Below are 14,807 nucleotides of genomic sequence, written 5' to 3'. Positions count from 1 at the left end.
AACTTGTAAAAATAAGATTAATTGTAGTAATATATATATTAGAGTAAGAATATCAGGAGGATTAAAATGAATAAAAAATTCGCAATAATTTTATCAGTTGTATTAGCTTTAGGGATATTAACAGGATGTCAAACTAAAGAAGAGTCAGTAGTAACAAAGGACATTCAGTTTATATCACCAGATGGATTACCATCTATGGCATCAGCTAAAATAATGAAGGAAGATCCTGAAATAGCTAAAAATTATAATGTAAACTATTCAATAGAGAAAAGTTCAGAGAATATAGTTGCACAAGTTTTAAAAGCAGAAGTTGATATTGCAATAGTTCCATCAAATATAGCAGCTACACAATATAATAAGGATTCAGGATACCAAATAGCAGGAACTATAGGGTGGGGATCATTTTATTTAGTATCAACAGAAGGGGAAAAGACTCTAGATCAGTTAAAAGGACAAGAGATATATAATATAGGTAAGGGGCTAACTCCAGATTTAGTCACAAGAGCAATATTTAAAGATATGGGATTTGACCCAGATAATGATTTTAATTTCTCATATGTAGATGGAGTAGCAGAGCTTGCACCACTTATATTAGCTGGAAAAACAAAATATGCAATAGTTCCGGAACCAGCGTTATCACAAGTTTTAAGTAAAAATCCAGATCTTAAAGTTATTATGAATTTAAATGAAGAGTGGAAAAAAACAAATGATTCTGAATATGGGTTTCCACAATCTACAGTTATAATAAAAAAGGATTTAATAGAGAATGATAGCAAGTTTGTAGATAAATTCCTTACACAGTTAGAAGAAAGCTGTGATTTTGCAAATGAAAGTAAAGAAGAAATGGCTACATACTCTGAGGAACTTGGTGTTTCAGCAAGTAAAAGTATAATTCCAACTGCAATACAGAAAGCAAATATTAATTTTGTTAGAATTAAAGATTGTTATGTAGAATACGAAACTTATTTCAATAAACTTAACGACTTAGATCCTAAGTCTATAGGAGGAAAGGTTCCAGATGAAGGGGTTTTCATGGAAAAGTAAAAAACAAGAATTAATATCTTGTATAATACTACTAATATTATGGGAGATTGTTTCTATAAAAATTAATAATGAAATTTATCTTCCAAGGGTAGAAAAAATATTGATTTCCATGGGAGATATATTCAAAGAAGAAGGATCATTAATAAATATTTTTAGTAGTTTATTTAGAGCAATAATTAGTTTCACAGCTGCCATGTTTTTAGCAGTAATTTTAGGGGTACTTTCTTTAGTGTACCCCTTTTTTAGAAACTTTTTAAAACCAATTAATGCAATAGGCAAAATAATACCAACAATGGTATTAGTTGTACTTGCCATTGTTTGGTTTGATAAGGACAATGCCCCTTTTATTGTAGGTTTTGCAATAGTATTTCCTATATTATATGAAGGGGTATTAAGTTCACTAAAAAAAGTAGATAAAAACCTAGTGGAGATGTGCCAAATATACAATGTATCTACTAAGGAAAAAATAAAGAAAATTTACATACCTGTAATAAAGTTTTATATTACAGGAATTATGATGTCTACCTTCTCATTAGCATTTAAGGTAGTTATAGCAGGGGAAGTTCATGGACAACCAAAGTTTGGAATGGGCTCTGCAATTCAAATTGAAAAGGTGAACTTTAATACTACAGGGATTTTCGCTTGGATTATAATTATAGCTATTTTATCAATACTATTTGATAAAGCAAACAAACTATTAGTTAAGAGGGTTTATAGGTGGAAGTATGAAGATAAGAATTAACAATCTATGTAAAAGTTTTGATGGTAGATTTGTATTTAATAAATTTAATCTTCAACTTGATTCTGAAAATATTAATTGTATTATAGGGGAATCGGGTGGAGGCAAAAGTACTCTTTTAAATATATTATCAGGACTTTTAAAAGCGGATTCAGGAGATATAATTGGCATAAAAGAAGGCGATATAAGCTATATTTTTCAAGAAGATAGGCTAGTTAATTGGCTTACAGTAAAAGAAAATATGGAACTATTTATCTATGATTACTATAAAAAAGAAGACGTAGATCGTAAATTAAAAGAAATATTTAAACTTTTACATATAGAGGATTTAGAGAACAAATATCCAGAAAAGTTAAGTGGAGGAATGAAGCAGCGGGTCAATATAGCCAGGGCACTACTTAAACCGTCAAAATTAATTTTAATGGATGAGCCATTTAAATCCCTTGATTATAAGACAAAGTATTCTATAATGGCGGAACTAAAAATCATTTTTAAAAATGAAAATAGGATGGTTATATTTGTAACTCATGATGTAGATGAGGCCATATACATGGAGGGAAATATATATATTCTTGGAGGAAAACCCTTTGATATTAAAGGGATATTTACAAATAATCTATTAAAATTTAAAGAAGAAATAATTAAACTTATTTAATTACTAAAGAGGAGGATACATGTTTAGAAAATTTATTGGCTTTTACAGGCCCTATAAAAAATTATTTATATTTGATCTGCTAGCAGCATTAATAGTGGCGTTATGTGAGTTAGTATATCCAATGATGACACGGGAACTAGTGGATAATTCTATTCCAAATAAGAATTTAAGAATGATAGGAGTATTTGCTATTGTATTAATTATATTATTTGTAATTAAGGCAATTTGCGGATATTTTATGCAGTATTGGGGTCATGTGGTTGGAGTTAGGATGCAGGGGGATATGAGAAAAGAAATATTTAGCCATATTCAACGCCTTCCAAATACATATTTTGATAATAATAAAACAGGGGACATAATGTCTAGAATAATTCATGATTTAATGGATATTTCAGAGCTTGCCCATCATGGACCAGAGGATTTGTTTATATCCTTTGTAATGCTAATAGGCTCTTTTGCAGTATTATGTACAATTAACGTTCCACTGACTCTAATAATATTTGCTTGTATACCGTTAATAGTTATTTTCACAATACAACAAAGAAAAAGAATGAGCAAAGCATTTTTAAAAACTAGAGTTAAAACAGGAGCTGTTAATGCAACTTTAGAAAACAGTATTTCAGGTATTAGAGTTGCAAAAGCCTTTGCTTCTCACGATTACGAGGAAGAAAAGTTTGAAGAAGGAAACAGTAGTTTTATGAGGGCTCGTGAAAAGGCTTATAAGACTATGGCACAATACTTTTCAGGTGCGAATTTTTCAATTGATATATTGAACTATGTGGTATTGATTGTAGGTGGATTATTTACTCTAAATGGTCAAATAGGAATTGGAGACTATATTGCCTATCTGTTATATACTAAAATTTTTATAGAGCCAATTAAGAAATTAGTTAACTTTATGGAACAGTATCAAAATGGTATGACAGGATTTCAAAGATATATAGAGATACTTCAAGAAGAGAAAGAAAAGGAAAAAAAGGATGCTAAAACTTTAACTGATGTTAAGGGTAAGATAACATTTAATAATGCTATCTTTAGTTATGAAAACAATAAAATAATTGATGGATTATCATTAACTATTGAGGCTGGAAAAACCCTTGCTTTAGTAGGACCATCAGGGGGAGGAAAGACAACATTTTGTAACCTTATTCCTAGATTTTACGATTTAGATCAAGGTGATATACTTATAGATGATAAAAGTATATATGATTTTACTATAAACTCCCTTCGAGAAAATGTTGGTATAGTTCAGCAGGAAGTCTTTTTGTTCGATGGAACCATTAAAGAGAATATAAGATATGGAAGTTTTAATGCTAGTGATGAAGAAGTCTACAAATCGGCTAAAAGAGCTAATATTCATGACTTTATATTAGGACTTGAAGATGGGTATGATACTTATATAGGAGAACGAGGAGTTAAGCTATCAGGAGGGCAAAAACAAAGAGTTTCTATTGCTAGAGTATTTCTTAAGAATCCGCCAATTTTAATTCTTGATGAGGCTACATCTGCTTTAGATAACACTACTGAGTATTATATTAAGAAATCTTTAGATGAATTGTCTAAGGGGAGGACTACAATTGTGGTTGCACATAGATTATCAACTATAAGAAATGCAGACGAGATTATAGTGTTAACAGATAAAGGGATGCAAGAAAGAGGAACTCATGAAGAGCTTATTAGCCTAGGGGGACTTTATAAAGACTTGTATAAATTTGTAGAAAATTAAATTAGTGAGGCTAGTAAGGTTAAAGCCTTACTAGCCTCTATTAGTTATTTACAACAACTTTCTTTGCAGCATTCAGATGGTATATATGAAAATATTACTGTAAAGTCGTATATTGTAGTATCATCTTTTGCGGTGAATGTTAAGGTGTCTATTTCACCAGGACACATATTTTTGTAAGGGTAAAATACTATTCCAGAATCAAATACACTATATACGCCTAAATCTCCTATAATTTTACCTGTTCTACAATCAAAGTTACAGCCTGTATACTTAACGTTAACTTGTCCACAACATTTTGAAGAAGTAATTAGAAAGTACTGAGGCTTTCTAGGGCATACATAAATTATTTTATTTTTTGGATTAAAACTTACCTCTAATTTGCAATTAACAGAAATGTTCTCTATTTTCTTATCTTTGTGATCGTCCATATTAGCATCCTCCTATTTTAAACTATAATACATTATACGAAGAAGAGTGGGATAGTGGAACAATGATAAGAATAAAGGCATATTATATTTTGTAAGACTATGCAGAGGAAGTGATGATTTGGATAGAAAATCTTGCATTAAAGATGATGATGAATTTATTGTATATCCAAGTAACTTTAATGTAATAATTAAACAGATTAGACCCCTTTATGTTAATGGGACTAGACCTATTATTATAGATTGTAGGAGGGTGGGATGCCCGGATATTAAGAGTTTTATGAAAATAAAATTTAAACCTATGCATGGACGAGTATATCTTGTTGAGCCCTCTATATTAATCTATAAGGCAAATAGATGTTTTTGTGGAATAGATATGTTTCAAATTCTTTTTCAAGATGAAGGTAGGGGAACTCATGTAGAAAGTATACTTATTCATGTGAAATAAGGACACACTAATGAAGTACTGATTTAAGTTGGTACTTCTTTTTTTATAAAACCTGTATAAAAGTTTAAATGTTGCTAAAAATATTAAAGAGCTGTGGTTGTTGACATAAACTATTAGTTAGAGTAGACTAGAGATAAGATTCATACCCTAAGGGGTATAAGGAGGAGAGAAAATGATAAAACATATAAATGATAATGATTATAAAGCGGAAGTTCTAGATAATGCAGGAGTGGTTGTTGTAGACTTCTTTGCTACATGGTGCGCTCCATGTAAAATGCTTGCACCTGTTCTTGAGGAACTTCAAGGAGAAATGGGCGAAATTAAAATAGTTAAAATTGATGTTGATGAAAGTCCTATTACAGCAAGTAAATATGGAGTTCAAAGCATTCCTACAATTAAGATATTTAAAGCTGGTGCTGAAGTCGCTACAAAGATGGGATTCATGCCTAAAGAAGCTTTAAAGGAAGTTATTGAAGAGGTTATTTAAAAATGGATAAAAGATATGATATTGCAATAGTAGGCACGGGGCCAGGTGGATTATCAGCTGCTCTTAATGCTAAAATTAGAAATAAATCCTTTATTTTATTTGGAAACAATAATCTAAGTTCAAAGGTTCAAAAAGCACCAAAAATAAATAACTACTTAGGATTTTCAAGTGTATCAGGTAAGGAACTTGGAGAATCCTATGGAAACCATATAAAAGAGATGGGTATAGAAATAACTGAGGAACGAATTAATAATATTTATGCAATGGGAGAATACTTCACCTTAATGGTGAATGAGAAAGCCTATGAAGCAACCACAGTTATCTTAGCAACAGGAGTAGAATTTTCGAAACCTCTAGTAGGAGAAATTAAGTATCTTGGACGAGGAGTGGGATATTGTGCTACTTGCGATGCACCTCTGTATAAGGGCAAAATCGTAACAATAATATCTTCTAATGCTGAAGGTGAAGAGGAGGCAAATTACGTTAGCGAATTAGCTTCCAAGGTTTATTATATTCCATTATATAAAGGAGAATACAACTTAAATGAAGGTATTTTAATTGTAAATGATAAACCTATTGAAGTATTAGGGGAATCCAAAGTAAATAAGTTGATTCTTAAAAATAGTGAAATAGAAACAGATGGTATATTTATATTAAAGGATGCCATTCCACCTTCACAGCTTGTCCCAGGACTTAAGGAAGATGATGGACATATTAAGGTTGATAGGTTAATGGCTACTAATCTTAATGGCTGTTTTGCAGCAGGAGATTGTGTAGGAAAGCCTTATCAGTATATTAAAGCCGCAGGAGAAGGTAATATTGCAGCTTTAAGTGCTGTTAAATATTTAAATAAATAATTAAGAAAACTTGCAAATCTAATTAAGATTTGCAAGTTTTTTTTGTTGTTACTTAAAATAGGAATGATTAACACAAAGATAACACAAAATATTTTGAAAATTTAAAATAGTGTGATATAATCAAAAATGTGTTTAAAGTATTTATTTATTATTGTAAATTTTTCTACTTGATTTACATATAATAAAAAATATCATAATTAAGATATACACAGGAGGAGGCGAACTTTATGGCAGTAAGAGATTACAGAGAAATGTACATTACAACTATACTTACACTAGGTAGAGATAATGGACTATCACAAGAACAATTAAATAGATCCTATTTTGCTGGATTATCATTTGATGAGTTAAGAGAATTAGCTCAAAAAATTCAAGGGTAATCAGGAAGGAAATTAATATGGTTTCTGAGTGTAAATACTAAAGGGAGTAGCTTAAAGATTGAATAGCTACTCTTTTTTTAATTCAGAAACAATAATAAAGGTGAATAGATGAAAAAAGAATAATGTGAGAGCATATTGTACTAATTCACAGGTAAAATGGACTAGTGAGCGAATATAAGCGAATATGAGCGTAATTAAGTATATACTAGATAGGTATCCTGTGATATAATAATATTTGTTGTGGTCCATTGGTCAAGTGGTTAAGATGCCACCCTCTCACGGTGGAGTCAGGGGTCCAATTCCCCTATGGACTACCAAAAAAATGGTAAAACAGCTTAATCGGTATGGTTAGGCTGTTTTTTTATGTCCCCAAAAGGGACTAAAGGTGATTCATATTTTTAAAATGACAAGAATATTGATGTTTTCCCACAGTTTTCCCACACTAGTATTTGGTAGTCCATAGGGGACTACCATTATACGTTAACAAACGGCTTAACTAGTAGGGCTGAGCTTTTTTTATACCCTAAACGGTGCCCAAACGGGGACTAAAGTAATGTTTAGACCTTTAGGTGTAACGTGAAATTTTAGGAGGTAGGAAATGATATTAATTAATTCTAAAAATTCTGAACTTAAAAATATAGTTATTTTAGCTACGGGTGGTACTATTGCTGGTACTGGAATAGCTGGAAAGACAACTAATTATAAAGCTGGTAATTTGGATATAAAATCATTAGTTGATAGTGTTCCTAGTCTTGATGAAATAGCTAATATATCTTATCAGCAAATTGCGAATGTTGATAGTAATGATATAACTATTGATCATTGGTTAACTCTTGCAAATAGAATAAATGAGATTTCAAAGCAAAGTGATGTAGATGGGTTTGTAATAACTCATGGCACTGATACTTTGGAAGAAACAGCATATTTTTTAGATTTAACTGTTAAAACAAATAAACCGGTAATAGTAACAGGAGCCATGAGACCCTCTACTGCAACTAGTGCTGATGGACCATTAAATTTATATCAATCAGTGGCTTTGGCTGCTAATGATTTATCTAAAGGTCAGGGGTGTATGGTTGTTTTTGCTGATGGAATTTATAGTGGAAGAAATGTACAAAAAGTTAATACATTTAAAACAAATGCTTTTAATTCTATAGATTTAGGTTGCCTTGGATATATGAGAGATAATATACCTTATTTTTTAAATAAATCTATAAAACCACATACAGTTGATACAGAATTCGATATTTTTGGATTAAAAGAATTACCCCAAGTCTCTATTGCATATTTTAATATTGATGCTGATCCTTTAATTATTGATTATTTGGCTCAAAAATCTGAGGGGCTTGTAATCGCAGGGGCTGGGTGTGGAACGTTTAGTTCTGCTTGGATAAAAAAAGTTAAAGAACTTGAGACTAAAGGTATACCGGTTGTAAGATCTTCAAGAACTGGAAGTGGAATTATATTAAAAGATTATGCTATAGATAAATCGACTAATTGTATTCCAGGCAATACATTAGCACCTTCGAAAGCTAGGATATTGCTCTCCTTAGCTTTAACTAAAACACGAGACTATTCTGAAATAAAAAGAATTTTTGAAGAATATTAATATTTTTTATAGTAAACATCAACGTTTTAGATATTAAGAACGTTGATGTTTTTCTATGTAGCGTAATTTATTTTAGTGTAATTAATTTTATAAAGTATTTAAATAAGCTTGGTGGTTTTTCTTCATGGTAAAAATAATAAGATAAAGCGGCATTAAACCATAGTACCACGATACTTAGTAAATACCAGTAAATAGAATTCTGTAGGCATATTTGTCCTAGAAAGTTAAATTTTTGTTGAGAATAATCCCATAGGTTTAGGTGTAGATGTAGGTTGAAAAATATTCCGGATAGGAATTCTGCCACAATAATTAATGTTCCTCCTATAAATACTTGTTGCCACATTTTAAGATTGTAAAATTTAGGACTATCATTTAAGCTACCTAGAATGACTCCACATAGCCCACCTACTAAAAACATCCATGAGGATGTCCAACCACATAGGCTCCACTTTGATATGCCATCAAAACCTATTAACTCACCAGTATAAGCCTTGGAAAACACCTCTATATTTAAATATATACTGCCGAAAGCAAAGAAATGAACTATTTTATTTTTCCAGTATCTCAAAATGTATCATCCCCCCTTATTATTTTATGCGGAAAATATGGGAGTATTTCATGTTTTAAACTAAGAGCATTAGGATTTGAATAATACGGAAGAGTGTCAGATGAAATTCGTCAAAATTAGCGAAAAGTTTACAAAGTAGTATACTAAGGAGTATACTTTAAAATGAATTATTTTGTTAAAGAAGGGGATTTTAATATGAAAAGGAAAGAATTATTAAAAAAGATAAGTTGTATTCTAGTTGGTGGCTTAATATCTACTATGGTTTTAAATGGTTGCAGTAGCAAAGAAATTGAAACTGCACAAACTGAAACCGAAACAACTATTTCAATGGAAGCAGAAGATCTTCATGAGGAAGGAGTTACGTATGAGGAAGCAGAAACTGCTATTATAGAAGGAAATAAAAGATTTGTATCTGGAGAGCTTTTAAATAAGGATTTATCATCAGAAGTACGTACTGATCTTTCGGAAAATGGACAACATCCTTTTGCTACAATATTAACATGTTCAGATTCAAGAGTTGCACCAGAGTTAATATTTGATCAAGAATTAGGTGATTTGTTTGTTATTCGTGATGCTGGAAATGTAACAGATACGGTAGAAACAGGAAGTGTAGAATATGCAGTTGAGCATGCAGGCACTCCATTAGTTATAGTATTAGCACATGAAAAATGTGGAGCTGTACAAGCTACTGTTGAAGGTGGAGAAACTACACCTGGAATTCAAGCAATAATAGATAAAATTAAACCATCTTTTGATAAAGTAAAACAAGCGAATAAAGATGCAAGTGACGAGGAAATTGCTTCAGAAGTTGAAAATGAAAACGCAAAGGAAACAGTTAATGAATTATTAAAGAGTACTGTAATTAAAAATCTAGTTGATTCAGGAAAGTTGAAAGTAGTAGCTGCTAAATATCATTTAGAATCAGGTGAAGTTGAATTCTTAAATTAACTACATATTTTGAATTGGCATATTAAATATAGTGATATATAATATGTAAAATGATATACTAATGCAATGTGCAATATAACGTACAATGCAGGAGGGCAAAATGGATTATATAAATAGAAATGTGTCAATAAATTTAAAAACAATTAGAAAACGGAAGAAAATGAGTTTAACTATGGTAGCTGAACAAACTGGAGTTAGTAAAAGCATGTTAGGGCAAATAGAAAGAGGAGAGTCAAATCCAACTGTTGCTATATTGGGTAAAATAGTTAGTGGACTTAGAGTTTCATTTAATGATCTGGTTTCTATTCCTAAGGAAGAAATATACATTGTAAAAAAAGAGAGCTTAACGCCAACAAAAGAACTTGTAGACGGGTATAGTGTGTATACTTATTTTCCATATGAAGAGGATACAAGCTTTGAAATTTATGTTGTTGAAATAAAGCCAGGGTATAGATACATATCAGGATCTCATGGAGAAAATACTAGTGAATATGTAAATGTGTTTAAAGGAGTATTAACATTAGAAGTAGAGGATAAAACAATGACTATTAATAACGGGGATGCTGTAAGATTTAATACAGATAAAGATCATATTTACATAAATAATGGAGATGACCTTCTAGCTTTTAATATGATTTTTCATTGGAAATAAAAGAAAAAAATATATATTCAAAATGATTATTGACACTATAACGCATTAGTGGTATATTGAGGATATAAATTAATTGAATATTATAAAGAATTTGAACAAGGGCGTTCTGGACTTTTAAGTCTAGAGCGCTTTTTTTTATTTGAAAACAATGGAGTTTCCAAATAACTAGTACTAACACAAAATATTATTTTTAATTAGGAGGGTTTATTATGGAAAAGTCCAAATTTGACAGAGTTTTAAATCAGAAGGATATATTTGCAATAGCGTTTGGAGCTATGATAGGTTGGGGATGGGTAGTCATGGCAGGGGTTTGGATTAGAGGTGCTGGAACAATTGGCGCTATTTTAGCATTTCTACTTGGTGGTATCATGGTACTTTTTGTTGGATTAACTTATGCGGAATTAACTGCTGCTATGCCGCAATGTGGAGGAGAGCATGTATTTAGTTTAAGAGCACTTGGAAAAACGGGCTCATTTATATGTACTTGGGGAATAATCTTAGGGTATGTAGGAGTTGTTGCTTTTGAAGCTTGTGCATTCCCAACGGTTATTCAATATATTTACCCGGATTTCTTAAAAGGTTATATGTATACAATAGCTGGATTTGATATCTATGCATCCTGGGTTGCAGTAGGAGTTATTGCTGCTATAATTATTACTGTTATTAATTGCTTTGGTGCAAAGGCAGCAGCAAAATTACAACTTGTTTTAACAATTGGAATTGCGGCTATAGGTATTGCTTTAGTAGTTGGATCAGGTTTTTCAGGAAATATAGAAAATACAAAACCTTTATTTAATGATGGAATAGGTGGAATATTAACAGTTGTAGCAATGACACCATTTATGTTTCTCGGATTTGATGTTATTCCTCAAGCTGCTGAAGAAATTAACGTGCCATTCAAAAAAATTGGTAAAATTATGATACTTTCAATAGCTATGGCAGTTGCATGGTATATCATGATTATAGTAGCTGTTTCACTTGTAATGACAAAAACTGAATTAGATACATCAACTCTTGTGACAGCAGATGCTATGAAAAATGCATTCTTTAATAGTGATATGGCTGCCAAAGTAGTTATTATAGGGGGGATGACTGGTATAATTACAAGTTGGAATTCGTTCTTTATAGGTGGAAGTAGAGCTATATATTCTTTGGCAGCGTCTCAAATGTTACCAGGCTTTTTAGCTAAACTACATCCGAAATATAAAATACCAATAAATGCAGTCTTACTAATAGGAGCAGCTTCAATTGTAGCACCTTTCTTTGGACGAGCTATGATGGTATGGCTTACTGATGCAGGAAGCTTTGGAGTGGTAGTTGCATATCTTTTAGTTGCAATATCCTTCTTAGTGCTTAGATTTAAAGAACCTAATATGCCTAGACCTTATAAAGTAAAAGCAGGCAAATTCGTTGGGATTATGGCAATATTGTTAAGTGGATTCATGACAGCATTGTATATTCCAGGAATGCCATCAGGTTTAGTTAAAGAAGAACTAATAATTGTAGGAGCTTGGTGTTTGCTTGGACTTATCTTTTATGCAGTAGCAAGGACAAAATATAAAGATTTTGGAGAACATGAATTCATAGATGTTGAAAAAGAAATTGAAGACGAAGAAGGTATAGAGGGCGCTATTTAAAATATTAATTTATATAAGAGAGCATGGTTTAACATATTAATCTATACATCGTAGAATTAAATAATTATTAAAATCAAAAAGGAGAGTTTATTTATGAAATTTAATTATAGTTTACCTGTAAATCTTATCTTTGGACAAGGCAGGGTTAAAGAATTAGGAATAGAAGTTGCTAAGTACGGAAAGAAGGTTTTAATCGTAACAGGAAAAAATAGTACAAAGAAAACAGGACTTCTTGATAAAACTATTGCTTTATTAAAGGAATCTGACGTAGAGTCTGTTGTATTTGATAAAGTAGAGCAAAATCCAACAACTATAACTGCATATGCTGGAGCAGAACTTGCAAAAACTAGTAAATGTGATGTTGTTCTAGGTCTTGGTGGTGGAAGTATAATGGATGCTGCAAAGGCAATTGCTTTTATTACATTAAATGAAGGGGATATATCAGATTATATTTTTGGAAAGAAAGTCAGTGATAAGGCACTTCCAATAGTATTAGTTCCTACAACATGTGGAACAGGTAGTGAAGGAAATGGATTTGCAGTATTAACTAATCCAGAGAATAATGATAAAAAATCATTAAGATCTAATGCAATAGTAGCAAAAGCATCTATAGTAGATCCTCAATTAATGACAACTATGCCAAAGTATATTCTAGCTTCAGTTGGATTTGATGCGTTATGTCATAACATGGAGGCTTATTTATCTGAAATTACTCAACCGATGACAGCTATGATGGCTCTTCAAGGAATTGAACTTATAGGAAAAAATTTAGTTAATGCCTATAAAAGTTCAGATGATATAGAAGCTTTTGAAGGAGTAACATGGGCAAGCACTCTAGGTGGAATGGTAATTAATACAGCAGGAGTAATAGCTCCCCATGGAATGGAACATCCAGCAAGTGGACTTAAGGATATTGTACATGGAAGAGGACTTGCAGCCTTAACACCAATAATTTATGAAGAATCAATAAGTTCAGCTCCAGAAAAATTTGCTATGATTTCTAAGTTATTAGGCGGAAAAGATGAAAATGATTGTGTTAAAACAATAAGAAAATTACTTAAGGATATTGATTTAGAAACAACTTTATCTGAACAAGGAATTAAAGACGAGGACATAGATTGGATGGCAGAGAATTGCATAAAGGTATCAGGAGCAAGCATTAGTATTCATCCAATTAAATTTAACATAGAAGATATTAAGAGAATTTATAGAAAAGCACTTTAATTAGGAAAATAATATTAAATTTAAGGAGATATATTTATGAAATTAAGAGATGTAAAATTATCAAAGAGAGAATTAAAGGATTTAGTTAGCACATACATGATTGAAACTTATGAAAGATTTGACTTTATTGCAGAAACAGCAAAGGATATGTATCTATACGATGAAAATGGTGAGGGCTATTTAGATTTTTATGGTGGAATTGCAGTTAATAGTGCAGGAAACTGTAATGAAAAAGTTGTAGAAGCAGTTAAAGAACAAGTTGAAGACATAATGCATACATTTAACTATCCATATACAATTCCTCAAGCGGTACTTGCAAAATTAATTTGTGACACTATAGGAATGGATAAGATTTTTTATCAAAATACAGGAACAGAATCTAATGAAGCTATGATAAAAATGGCAAGAAAGTACGGAGTAGAAAAGTATGGTCCTAATAGATTCAATATTGTAACTGCAAGAAATGGGTTCCACGGAAGAACATATGGATCAATGTCTGCAACAGGACAACCTGATAATGGATGTCAAATAGGATTTAAACCAATGATTTCTGGTTTTTCTTATGCTGACTTCAATGACTTACAATCATTTAAAGACGCATGTACAGAAAATACTATAGCTATTATGATTGAACCTCTTCAAGGAGAAGGTGGGGTACACCCAGCAACACAAGAATTTATGAGGGGAATTAGAGCATTCTGTGATGAAAAAGGAATGTTGTTATTATTAGATGAAGTTCAAACTGGATGGTGCAGAACTGGAAAGATAATGGCTTATATGGATTATGAAATAAAACCAGATATAGTTTCAATGGCAAAGGCTATGGGTGGCGGAATGCCAATTGGTGCAATCTGTGCAACTAAAGAGGTAGCTAAAGCTTTTAATTTAGGTGCTCATGGATCAACTTATGGTGGAAATGCTGTATGTTGTGCAGCGTCTTACGCTCAAATTAATGAATTACTTGATCGTGATTTAGCAGGAAATGCAGAGAAAATGGGAAAATATTTTGCAGGAAAATTAAAAGAATTACCTCATGTGGTAGAAGTTAGGGGAAAGGGGTTATTAATTGGAGTTGAATTTGATCAAAACATCGCAGCACAAGTAAAACATGATTGTTTAGATAAAAAGCTTTTAATTACTTCAATCGGAGGAACTATAATACGTATGATTCCACCATTAATATTAGATGAAAAAGATTGTGATAAAGCATTTGATATTATAAGGGAAGTAGTTGAGAAAATTACAGCATAAATTACGGAATGGTCAGGGTGAATTATCCAAAGAAATCGAGTAGGAGCTAAATAATTATTTTATTTAGCGTCCTCTCACACCACCGTGCATACCGTTCGGTACACGGCGGTTCATTAGAAATTAATGTATCTTTTGATATTTGCTTGTTAGGCTAACG

The 14,807-nt window shown here is 31.5% G+C and carries 16 protein-coding genes and 1 tRNA gene; 15 read left to right on the top strand and 2 right to left on the bottom strand.

Annotated features, from left to right (window positions below; translation table 11 throughout):
- Positions 1 to 66 precede the first annotated feature (66 nt).
- Genes CLVI_RS10510 through CLVI_RS10495 form a run of 4 tightly spaced genes read left to right on the top strand, consistent with a single transcriptional unit; the run spans position 67 to position 4,164 of the window.
- Positions 67 to 1,044: an ABC transporter substrate-binding protein gene (locus CLVI_RS10510; protein WP_106060087.1), complete on the top strand. Its 978-nt coding sequence runs from the start codon at positions 67 to 69 to the stop codon at positions 1,042 to 1,044.
- Positions 1,019 to 1,786 carry an ABC transporter permease gene (locus CLVI_RS10505; RefSeq protein ID WP_106060086.1) on the top strand — a complete coding sequence of 256 codons (768 nt, stop codon included), beginning with the start codon at positions 1,019 to 1,021 and terminating at the stop codon, positions 1,784 to 1,786. Before CLVI_RS10510 ends, CLVI_RS10505 begins: the two co-directional genes overlap by 26 nt.
- Positions 1,770 to 2,438, top strand: a complete 669-nt coding sequence (locus CLVI_RS10500; RefSeq protein ID WP_106060085.1) for an ABC transporter ATP-binding protein — start codon at positions 1,770 to 1,772, stop codon at positions 2,436 to 2,438. The genes CLVI_RS10505 and CLVI_RS10500 overlap by 17 nt, the downstream gene beginning before the upstream one ends.
- Before the next feature lie 19 nt (positions 2,439 to 2,457).
- Entirely contained in the window at positions 2,458 to 4,164 is a 1,707-nt protein-coding gene (locus tag CLVI_RS10495) for an ABC transporter ATP-binding protein (protein WP_106060084.1), read from the top strand.
- A gap of 44 nt (positions 4,165 to 4,208) precedes the next feature.
- Here CLVI_RS10495 and CLVI_RS10490 read toward each other — a convergent pair whose 3' ends face one another.
- On the bottom strand, positions 4,209 to 4,592 hold the full coding sequence (locus CLVI_RS10490; RefSeq protein ID WP_106060083.1) for a hypothetical protein: 384 nt from the start codon (positions 4,590 to 4,592) through the stop codon (positions 4,209 to 4,211).
- A 118-nt stretch (positions 4,593 to 4,710) separates the two neighbouring features.
- Here CLVI_RS10490 and CLVI_RS10485 point away from each other — a divergent pair, with 118 nt between their 5' ends.
- The 6 genes from CLVI_RS10485 to CLVI_RS10465 all read left to right on the top strand — a co-directional run bounded on the left by CLVI_RS10485 (position 4,711) and on the right by CLVI_RS10465 (position 8,370).
- Positions 4,711 to 5,037, top strand: coding sequence for a hypothetical protein (locus CLVI_RS10485; protein WP_106060082.1), 327 nt, complete (start codon positions 4,711 to 4,713; stop codon positions 5,035 to 5,037).
- Between the two features lie 172 nt (positions 5,038 to 5,209).
- Positions 5,210 to 5,524 carry a thioredoxin gene (gene trxA / locus CLVI_RS10480; protein WP_106060081.1) on the top strand — a complete coding sequence of 105 codons (315 nt, stop codon included), beginning with the start codon at positions 5,210 to 5,212 and terminating at the stop codon, positions 5,522 to 5,524.
- Between the two features lie 2 nt (positions 5,525 to 5,526).
- Entirely contained in the window at positions 5,527 to 6,381 is an 855-nt protein-coding gene (locus CLVI_RS10475; RefSeq protein ID WP_106060080.1) for an NAD(P)/FAD-dependent oxidoreductase, read from the top strand.
- Between the two features lie 227 nt (positions 6,382 to 6,608).
- Entirely contained in the window at positions 6,609 to 6,761 is a 153-nt protein-coding gene (locus CLVI_RS17480; RefSeq protein WP_170065643.1) for a hypothetical protein, read from the top strand.
- A gap of 242 nt (positions 6,762 to 7,003) precedes the next feature.
- Positions 7,004 to 7,078, top strand: a tRNA-Glu gene (locus CLVI_RS10470).
- 281 nt (positions 7,079 to 7,359) lie between these two features.
- Positions 7,360 to 8,370: an asparaginase gene (locus CLVI_RS10465; protein WP_106060079.1), complete on the top strand. Its 1,011-nt coding sequence runs from the start codon at positions 7,360 to 7,362 to the stop codon at positions 8,368 to 8,370.
- A 67-nt stretch (positions 8,371 to 8,437) separates the two neighbouring features.
- On the opposite strand, the gene CLVI_RS10460 is transcribed toward CLVI_RS10465, so the two are convergent.
- On the bottom strand, positions 8,438 to 8,938 hold the full coding sequence (locus CLVI_RS10460; RefSeq protein WP_106060078.1) for a putative ABC transporter permease: 501 nt from the start codon (positions 8,936 to 8,938) through the stop codon (positions 8,438 to 8,440).
- A gap of 195 nt (positions 8,939 to 9,133) precedes the next feature.
- Between CLVI_RS10460 and CLVI_RS10455 the strand changes: the two genes are divergently transcribed.
- The 5 genes from CLVI_RS10455 to CLVI_RS10435 all read left to right on the top strand — a co-directional run bounded on the left by CLVI_RS10455 (position 9,134) and on the right by CLVI_RS10435 (position 14,650).
- On the top strand, positions 9,134 to 9,886 hold the full coding sequence (locus tag CLVI_RS10455) for a carbonic anhydrase (RefSeq protein WP_106060131.1): 753 nt from the start codon (positions 9,134 to 9,136) through the stop codon (positions 9,884 to 9,886).
- Positions 9,887 to 9,986: 100 nt separating this feature from the next.
- Positions 9,987 to 10,538, top strand: a complete 552-nt coding sequence (locus CLVI_RS10450) for a helix-turn-helix domain-containing protein (RefSeq protein ID WP_106060077.1) — start codon at positions 9,987 to 9,989, stop codon at positions 10,536 to 10,538.
- 209 nt (positions 10,539 to 10,747) lie between these two features.
- The gene (locus tag CLVI_RS10445; RefSeq protein ID WP_106060076.1) at positions 10,748 to 12,175 is read left to right on the top strand and encodes an APC family permease; all 1,428 of its coding nucleotides are present in this window, start codon (positions 10,748 to 10,750) and stop codon (positions 12,173 to 12,175) included.
- A 93-nt stretch (positions 12,176 to 12,268) separates the two neighbouring features.
- Positions 12,269 to 13,399 (top strand): iron-containing alcohol dehydrogenase, encoded by a 1,131-nt coding sequence (locus CLVI_RS10440; protein WP_106060075.1) that lies wholly within the window; start codon positions 12,269 to 12,271, stop codon positions 13,397 to 13,399.
- A 36-nt stretch (positions 13,400 to 13,435) separates the two neighbouring features.
- A complete protein-coding gene (locus tag CLVI_RS10435; RefSeq protein ID WP_106060074.1) occupies positions 13,436 to 14,650 on the top strand; it encodes an aspartate aminotransferase family protein in 1,215 nt (404 codons plus the stop codon).
- The last annotated feature ends 157 nt before the right edge of the window (positions 14,651 to 14,807 follow it).

It is taken from the genome of Clostridium vincentii (assembly GCF_002995745.1).
Taxonomy (GTDB): domain Bacteria; phylum Bacillota; class Clostridia; order Clostridiales; family Clostridiaceae; genus Clostridium; species Clostridium vincentii.
This window is presented reverse-complemented; position numbering and strand designations above follow the sequence as displayed.